The organism is Candidatus Streptomyces philanthi (assembly GCF_059553635.1).
Genome location: NZ_JCANQV010000282.1, coordinates 1 through 7241 on the forward strand (window position 1 = coordinate 1; position 7241 = coordinate 7241).

Here is a 7241-nt window from a genome sequence, read left to right on the forward strand (position 1 = left end):
TGGTCAAGCGGGCCCGGCGCAGCGCCATCCGGTCGGCGGTGGACGAGGCGGCGGCCCCCCGCTGGCAGCAGGAGGCCGCACCGACGCCGGAGCGCTCGCCCGACGAGATCTCCGGGATGCTCTCCGGGCTGCGCAGCGCCCACATGCGCGGCGCGATCAGCGTGGAGAAGGAGAGGGAGCGGGCCGAGGCCCGCGCGCGGACGCAGGAGTCCGCGCCGCCCCCGGCGGACCGGGACCGGGAGGCGGAATCCCGGGAGCCGGACCAGGAACAGGAGAGGCAGCCGGAGCGGGTGGCGCAGACCACCGGGAAGGGTGACCAGAAGTGAGCGTCGACCTCCACAACGACTCCCAGACGTTCAATTGGCTGCTGGCCAATTTCGTCCGCAGGACCGACGGGGTGCGCGACGCCGTCGCCGTCTCCTCCGACGGGCTGCTGATCGCCGTCTCCGACGGGCTCGGCCGCACCGACGCCGACCATCTCGCGGCCGTGGTCTCGGGCCTGTCGAGCCTGGCGCGCAGCGCCTCGCGCCGGTACGAGTTCGACGGCGTCAAGCTCATCATGATCGAGATGGGGCGCGGCTTCCTGCTGGTCTCGGCGATCCGCGACGGCAGCTGCCTGGGCGTCCTCGCGGACAGCAGCGGCGAACTCGGCCTTGTCGGCTACGAGATGGCCGTCCTCGCCGAACGGGCCGGGGACCTGCTCACCCCGGCGCTGATCGCGGACCTGCGGCAGGTACTGCCGCGATGAGCGAGGAGAGCGAGGACGCGCTGTTCGTCCGGCCGTTCATCATGACCGGCGGCCGGGCGGAGCCGGTGCACGACGGGCTGCGGCTGGAGACGTTGGTGGTCGCGGTGCCCGATCCGCCGCTGGCGTCGCTGGAGTTCGAACGCCGCCGGATCGTGTCGCTGTGCGCCCGGCCGGCGATGGTGGCCGAGGTGGCCGAGGGGATCGGGGTGCCGCTGGGGGTGGCCAAGGTGCTGATCTCCGATCTCGTCGTCGACGGCCTGCTGGTCTGTCAACAACCCACGGAGCTGCCGCTCCATGTCCTGGAGAGGATCAGGGACCATGTCAGGGCGCTCTGACAAAGCCGCGCCGCTCGCCGTGAAGATCGTGGTCAGCGGTGGGCTCGGCGTCGGCAAGACGACGTTCATCGGCGCGGTCTCCGAGATCGAACCGCTGGACACCGAGGCCGCGATCACCCAGGTCTCGGTGGGGGTGGACTCCCTCGTCGGGGTGGAGAACAAGACCACCACCACGGTCGCGCTGGACTTCGGCCGGATCACCCTCGACCCGGCGATCGTGCTGTACCTGTTCGGCACACCGGGCCAGGACCGCTTCTCCTTCCTCTGGGACGACCTGGTGGAGGGCGCGCTGGGCAGTGTGGTGCTGGTCGACACCCGGCGCATCGAGGACTCCTTCCCGGCGCTGGACTACTTCGAGGAGCGCGGGACGCCGTTCGTCCTCGCGGTCAACCGCTTCGACGGCGCCCGCCTCTTCGAACTGGAGGAGGTCCGCGAGGCGCTGGGCATCGACGGCGGGGTGCCGATGATCGCCTGTGACGCGCGGGCCCGCGGGTCGGTACGCGATGTCCTGGCCGCCCTGATGGACCAGGTCGTCCGCCGCCATGTGTCCGGCGGGACGGCCCGGGCGGGCGTCCCGGCGCGCTGAGGCGCGGGGTGCGGGCGGCCCGGCGGCCGTCCGCGCCCCCGCCCGCGCCTCAGCGGATCTCGTGCGGGCTGATCTCCGAGACCTTGATCGCGGAGGCGGTGGTGCCCCACTTCCTGAGGATGCGGTCGTAGGTCCCGTCCTTCATCAGCCGGGTGACGGCCGCCCGCACGGCGGGGGTGAGGGGGCTGCCCTTGGCGAAGGCGAGGCCGACGTCCAGCCGCTTGAACTCGCCCAGGAACCGCAGCCCCTGCTGCTGCCGTACCGCGTAGCGCAGTCCGTTGATGGTGCTCATCACCACGTCGCTGCGCCCCTGCCGCAGGGAGAGCCACAGGGCGCCGTCCTCGGCGTACGTCCTGACCTCGTACGGCTTCTTCCCGGCGTCCGCGCAGCGGTGGCGGTTCTTCTCCAGCGTCGCCTCGAAGGTGGTGCCGGCGCCGGTGGCCACGGTCAGGCCGCACAGCTGCCGCAGTGAGGTGACCTTCTTCAGCGGGCTGTCCTCGCGGACGGCGAAGCCCTGCCCGTCGTTGATGTACGTGACGAAGTCGAGGGTCCGGCGGCGTTCCTCGGTGACGCCGAAGTTGCCGGTGCCCAGGTCGTACTTGCCGCTGCCGAGCGCGGGCAGGATCGCCTCGAAACCGGCGACCTCCCGGCGCAGGGTGAGCCCGAGGACCTTGGCGACGGCGTCCGTGACGTCGATGTCCTGCCCGGCGACGGTGGTGCCGTCGTCCAGGAAGGTGCTGCCGGGCGGGGTGCCGACGGAGGAGGCCACGGTGAGGGTGCCGCGCTCGCGGACGCCGGCGGGCAGCAGGGCGGCGGCCGCCGGGTCCTCGGTGACGCCGGAGACCACGTCGGTGGTGGGGATCTTCGCGGTGTCCGGGGCGCCGTCCCCGCCGCCGAAGCCGCAGCCGGCCAGGGCCAGGACCGCGGCGGCCAGCAGCGCGGCGGCGCGCAGGGCGGCCCTGCGGGTGCGTGCGCGTCCGCGGCCCGGTGGCCGGGGCGTGGTGGGGGTCATGGCCGGGGGGTCTCCAGCTCCTTCTCGAACGGCAGCGGGCCGATCGTCTCCGGGTCGGCGGTGACGTCGAAGAGGGGACGGTAACCCGCCGCCAGGTAGAGGCCCTTGGCCTCCGGTTGGCGCGGTCCCGTCGTCAGGTAGAGGCGGGTGTAGCCGCGGTCGGCGGCCTCGCGTTCCAGCGCCGTCAGCACCTGCCGGGCGAGGCCGCGGCGGCGGTGCGCGGAGTGCGTCCAGATGCGCTTGAGCTCGGCGGTGCGGGCGTCGCGGCGGCGGTAGGCGCCTCCGGCGACCGGACCGCCGTCCTCCAGGAGCAGCAGGAACGCGCCGCCCCTGGCCGGGGTGAACGCCGCGGCGGGGTACTCCGCGTCCAGGTCGACGGGGTGCCCGTAGCGGGTGGTGTACTCGTGGGTGAGTTCGGCGAGGAGGGGGCGGGCGAGCGGGTCGGTGACCGTGGTGTGCAGCACGGTCGGCCCGGTGGTGCGGTGCGCGGTGGTCATCCGGCGGCCTCCCCGGCGGGCTCGGGGCGGACGGGAGCGGGCCAGGGCAGCTGGTCGGGCAGCTCGTGGCGGACGCGGGGCAGCACCTCGGCCGCGGTGCGGCGCAGCACCTCGGCCTTGCGGACGAACGGCAGTCCGGCGCTCTCCACGGAGAAGAACTGCACACTGTGGCCGTACGCCAGATGCTGCTGGACGATCTTGTCCACGATGCGGACGGGCGACCCGATGAAGGCGGGCCCGTGGTCCGCCGCGTCGTCCACGGTGCGGAACGGCGTGTTGTTGCCGGGCACGTTCCGGGCGGCGACGGCGCTCTCGTAGTACGGGCGGAACTCCCGGCGTGCGGCGCGGTCGTCGGCCGCCGTGTAGAGCGTGCCGCCCGCGGCGACCACCGCGGCCGACGGGTCGTGGCCGTAGTCCTCCCAGCGGGCGCGGTAGCGGTCGACGAGCGCGGCGTAGGCGGACACCGGCTGGATGACGTTGGCGGTGAACAGCGGGTCGCCCCACAGCGCGGCCAGCTCCACGGAGCGTTCGTGGGTGGCGCTGCCGTGCCAGACGGTCGGGGGCTGCTGGTGGGGGCGGGGCAGGACGGTGACCTCGTCGAGCGGCGGCCGGAAGGCGCCGGACCAGGTGACGTTCTCCTCGCTCCACAGCCGGCGCAGCAGTTCGTAGTTCTCCTCCTGGAGCGGGTACTGGTCGGCCGGGTCGCGGCCGAACAGGCGCCAGGGCTCGGGGGCGTTGCCCTTGCCGATGGTCAGCTCCAGCCGGCCGCCGGAGAGCTGGTCGACGGTGGCGTAGTCCTCGGCGACACGGACCGGGTCGAGGGTGGAGAGCACCGTGACGGTGGTGAACAGCCGGATGCGGTGGGTGCGCGCGGCGATCGCGCCGAGGACGGCCGGGGGCGAGCTGGAGAGGAACGGCGGTCCGTGCCGTTCCCCGACGCCGAACGCGTCGAATCCCAACTCCTCGGCCAGTACGGCGAGTTCGACGACCTCGTGGAGGCGTTGGGTGGGGGTGAGGAGGTGGCCGGACACCGCGTCCGGAACGTTGTCGATCAAAGTCATGACGCCGAAGCGCATACCGCGCCCTTCTGCGGGAGGGACGGAACAGGGGGTGGAGCGGGGGCCGCCGGCGTCGGGGCCGGGGCGGCCGGACGCGGCGGAAGAGCGAGGGGAGGGTGCGCCGGAGGGGCGCGGTGTGAAGGCGCGCGGTGGCAAGGGAGGAACCGCGGAACGGCCCGGCCGGACGGGCGGCGGGCCAAGGGGCAGGAGGTCAGCTCAACAGGACGCGGACCACACACGACCGAGGTCGATGTGGTCGCGGGTGACCAGCCACTGCCATGCGTTCATGCGGCCAAGTGGAACAGGCATCCGTTTCCGCGTCAACCGTGACATGACCGTCCTCTCACGATGTGGACGCCGAAATGGACAGTCTTGACAATCGGCCGTGCCGACCCCATAGCCTCAAGGACCGGCCGTGCTGAGGGGCTTGGCCGTCCCGCCTGTGTGAAGGCGCTTCTCCCCGTGTTCGATCACTGAATCCACGGAGCCTTCACGCATGTCTGTGAACGACACAGTGCTGCCCGACGCCGTGCCGGGCCCCCGCCCGCCCGGCACCTCCTCCGCCCCCTCCGACGGCGTCCTCCGCGTCGTCCCCGTCCGCCGCACCGGCCAGTGGACCGCCGCCGCGCTCGTCCTGCTGCTGCTCGCCGCCGCCCTCGTCTCCGTCGTCCGCAACGACGCCTTCGGCTGGCCCACCGTCACCGCGTACTTCACCACCCCCGCCGTCCTCCGCGGCCTCGGCCTCACCCTGTGGCTGACCGCGCTGGTCACCGCGCTCGGCTTCACCCTCGGCACCCTCCTCGCCGTGATGCGGCTGTCCTCCCACCCGGTGCTGAGCGGCGTCGCACGCGGCTACGTCTGGCTGCTGCGCTCGGTGCCGCTGCTGGTGCAGCTGCTGTTCTGGTTCAACATCGGCGCCCTCTACCCGCGCATCGCGCTCGGCGTCCCGTTCGGACCCGAGCTGTTCAGCGTCCGCACGGTCAACCTGCTCGGCCCGGTCGCCGTCGCCGTCATCGGCCTCACCCTGCACGAGGCCGCCTACGCCGCCGAGATCGTCCGCGCCGGGGTCCTCTCCGTCGACAAGGGACAGACCGAGGCGGCCCAGGCGCTCGGGCTCGGCGCCGGCCGGCGGCTGCGCCGGATCGTGCTGCCGCAGGCGATGCGGGCGATCGTCCCCCCGGCCGCGAACCTGCTGATCGGCACCCTCAAGGGCACCTCCGTCGTCAGCGTGATCGCCGTCCAGGACCTGCTCTACTCCGTCCAGCTCGTCTACCACCGCACCTACCAGGTCGTCCCGATGCTGCTGGTCGCCACCGTCTGGTACATCGTGGTCACCTCCCTGCTCGGCGTCGGCCAGCACTACGTCGAGCGGCGCTACGCCCGCGGAACGGCCGGTGCCCGGTGAACGCCTCCCTCGTCGTCGTCGGGGCCGGGCCGCGCGCCACCGGCATCGTCGAACGGATCGCCGCCAACGCCCCGGAGCTGTCCGGCACCACCCCCCTCGACCTGCACCTCGTCGACCCCTATCCGCCCGGCGGCGGCCGGATATGGCGCCAGGACCAGTCCCCGCTGCTGTGGATGAACTCCACCGCCGAGGACGTCACGATGTTCACCGACGACACGGTGGAGATGGCCGGCCCCGTACGGCCGGGCCCGTCCTTCGCCGAGTGGGCCGACGCGGTGCGCGCCGGCACGGTCCGCCTGCCCGCCCCGCTCGCCGCGGACATCGCCGCCCTCGGCCCGCGCGACTTCCCCGGCCGCCGGCTCCAGAGCGCCTATCTGACCTGGGTGTACGAACGGGCCGTCGCCGCCCTCCCGCCGCACATCACCGTCCATGAGCACCGGGACCGGGCGGTACGCGTCGCGGGCCCGCGCGACGGCCGCCAGCAGGTGTGGCTCGCGGGCCGCCCCGCCCCGCTCACCGCCGACGCCGTCGTCCTCGCCCTGGGCCATCTGGACGCCGAACCGGAGCCAGGACAGCGCGAGCTGGCGCGCTTCGCGCGGCGGCACGGGCTGACGTACCTGCCGCCGGACTTCACCGCCGACAGCGACCTCGACGTCCTGCGGCCCGGCGAGGACGTCCTGGTGCGCGGCTTCGGGCTGGCCTTCGTCGACCTGATGGTGCTGCTCACCGAGGGCCGCGGCGGCAGCTGGGCCACCGGCCCCGGCGGACGGCTCGTCTACCGGCCCTCGGGCCGCGAACCGGTGCTGCACGTCGGGTCGCGCCGCGGCGTGCCCTACCACTCCAAGATCGGCTACGAGGTGGCCGGCGCCCTGCCGCCGCTGCCGCGTTTCCTGGGCCCCCGGCAGACCGACGCGCTCCTCGCCCGGCCCGGCGGCATCGACTTCGCCCGCGACGTACGGCCGCTGATCGACAAGGAACTGGGGTACGCCCACTACCACCGGCTGTTCACCGCCCACCCCGAGCGCACCCGCGGCGGCTGGCCCGCCTTCGAGAAGGCGTACGCCGCCTCCCGGCCCGGCGGCCCCGAGGTACGGGCGCTCGTCGAGGCCACCGTCCCCGACCCCGCCGACCGGTTCGACCCGGACGCCCTCGACCACCCCCTGGCCGGTGTCCGCCTGCCGGACGGCGAGGCGCTCCAGGAGGCGCTGCGCGACCACATCGAGGCCGACCTCGCCCGCCGCCACGACCCTGGGCACAGCCCCGACCTGGCCGTCTTCCACGCCCTGCTGTCGGTCTACGGCCAGCTGGTCCGGCTCGGCGACCGCGGCCCCTGGTGGCACGGCTTCTTCAGCTACCTCGCCTCCGGCCCGCCAGGACCCCGGCTGCGCCGGCTCCTCGCCCTCTCCCGGGCCGGTGTGGTGCGCTTCCTCGGCGCCGGACTGACCGTCACCGCCGACGAACGGCACGGACTGTTCGCCGCCGCGTCCACGACGGTGCCGGGGGAGACCACCCGGGCCCGCGCCCTGGTCGAGGCCCGGCTGCCGGAACCGTCCGTCGCCCGCACCCGCGACACCCTGCTGCGCGCGCTGCACGCCGACGG

The 7241-nt window shown here is 73.8% G+C and carries 8 protein-coding genes and 1 pseudogene; 6 read left to right on the forward strand and 3 right to left on the reverse strand.

Annotated features, from left to right (window positions below; genetic code table 11):
- The 4 genes and pseudogenes from AC51EU_RS24520 to AC51EU_RS24535 form a co-directional block, all read left to right on the forward strand.
- Positions 1-326, forward strand: a pseudogene (locus AC51EU_RS24520) (hypothetical protein); the annotation flags it as partial.
- Complete coding sequence (locus AC51EU_RS24525) at positions 323-748, forward strand: roadblock/LC7 domain-containing protein (RefSeq protein WP_345093419.1); 426 nt, start codon at positions 323-325, stop codon at positions 746-748. The pseudogene AC51EU_RS24520 and the gene AC51EU_RS24525, both read left to right, overlap by 4 nt.
- Positions 745-1083, forward strand: a complete 339-nt coding sequence (locus tag AC51EU_RS24530; protein ID WP_496269231.1) for a DUF742 domain-containing protein — start codon at positions 745-747, stop codon at positions 1081-1083. Before AC51EU_RS24525 ends, AC51EU_RS24530 begins: the two co-directional genes overlap by 4 nt.
- Positions 1067-1669: a GTP-binding protein gene (locus tag AC51EU_RS24535; protein ID WP_496269232.1), complete on the forward strand. Its 603-nt coding sequence runs from the start codon at positions 1067-1069 to the stop codon at positions 1667-1669. Before AC51EU_RS24530 ends, AC51EU_RS24535 begins: the two co-directional genes overlap by 17 nt.
- 49 nt (positions 1670-1718) lie before the next feature.
- Here the strand turns inward: AC51EU_RS24535 and AC51EU_RS24540 are convergent, their stop codons facing one another.
- The 3 genes from AC51EU_RS24540 to AC51EU_RS24550 are packed head-to-tail and all read right to left on the reverse strand — an operon-like array spanning position 1719 to position 4254.
- Positions 1719-2681, reverse strand: coding sequence for an ABC transporter substrate-binding protein (locus AC51EU_RS24540; RefSeq protein WP_496269233.1), 963 nt, complete (start codon positions 2679-2681; stop codon positions 1719-1721).
- Positions 2678-3178, reverse strand: coding sequence for a GNAT family N-acetyltransferase (locus AC51EU_RS24545; protein ID WP_496269234.1), 501 nt, complete (start codon positions 3176-3178; stop codon positions 2678-2680). Before AC51EU_RS24545 ends, AC51EU_RS24540 begins: the two co-directional genes overlap by 4 nt.
- Entirely contained in the window at positions 3175-4254 is a 1080-nt protein-coding gene (locus AC51EU_RS24550; protein WP_496269235.1) for an LLM class flavin-dependent oxidoreductase, read from the reverse strand. Before AC51EU_RS24550 ends, AC51EU_RS24545 begins: the two co-directional genes overlap by 4 nt.
- Positions 4255-4732: 478 nt before the next feature.
- On the opposite strand from AC51EU_RS24550, the gene AC51EU_RS24555 reads away from it, so the two are divergent.
- Both AC51EU_RS24555 and AC51EU_RS24560 read left to right on the forward strand, forming a co-directional pair.
- Positions 4733-5641, forward strand: coding sequence for an amino acid ABC transporter permease (locus AC51EU_RS24555; protein WP_496269236.1), 909 nt, complete (start codon positions 4733-4735; stop codon positions 5639-5641).
- On the forward strand, positions 5638-7241 hold a 1604-nt coding region (locus AC51EU_RS24560; RefSeq protein ID WP_496269238.1), incomplete at its 3' end, for an FAD/NAD(P)-binding protein. The genes AC51EU_RS24555 and AC51EU_RS24560, both read left to right, overlap by 4 nt.

Excerpts from the sequence above, each read along its gene's own strand:
- AC51EU_RS24530 (WP_496269231.1), top strand. The coding sequence starts at position 745 with ATGAGCGAGGAGAGCGAGGACGCGCTGTTCGTCCGGCCGTTCATCATG.
- AC51EU_RS24535 (WP_496269232.1), top strand. The coding sequence starts at position 1,067 with ATGTCAGGGCGCTCTGACAAAGCCGCGCCGCTCGCCGTGAAGATCGTG.
- AC51EU_RS24540 (WP_496269233.1), bottom strand. The coding sequence starts at position 2,681 with ATGACCCCCACCACGCCCCGGCCACCGGGCCGCGGACGCGCACGCACC.
- AC51EU_RS24545 (WP_496269234.1), bottom strand. The coding sequence starts at position 3,178 with ATGACCACCGCGCACCGCACCACCGGGCCGACCGTGCTGCACACCACG.
- AC51EU_RS24550 (WP_496269235.1), bottom strand. The coding sequence starts at position 4,254 with ATGCGCTTCGGCGTCATGACTTTGATCGACAACGTTCCGGACGCGGTG.
- AC51EU_RS24555 (WP_496269236.1), top strand. The coding sequence starts at position 4,733 with ATGTCTGTGAACGACACAGTGCTGCCCGACGCCGTGCCGGGCCCCCGC.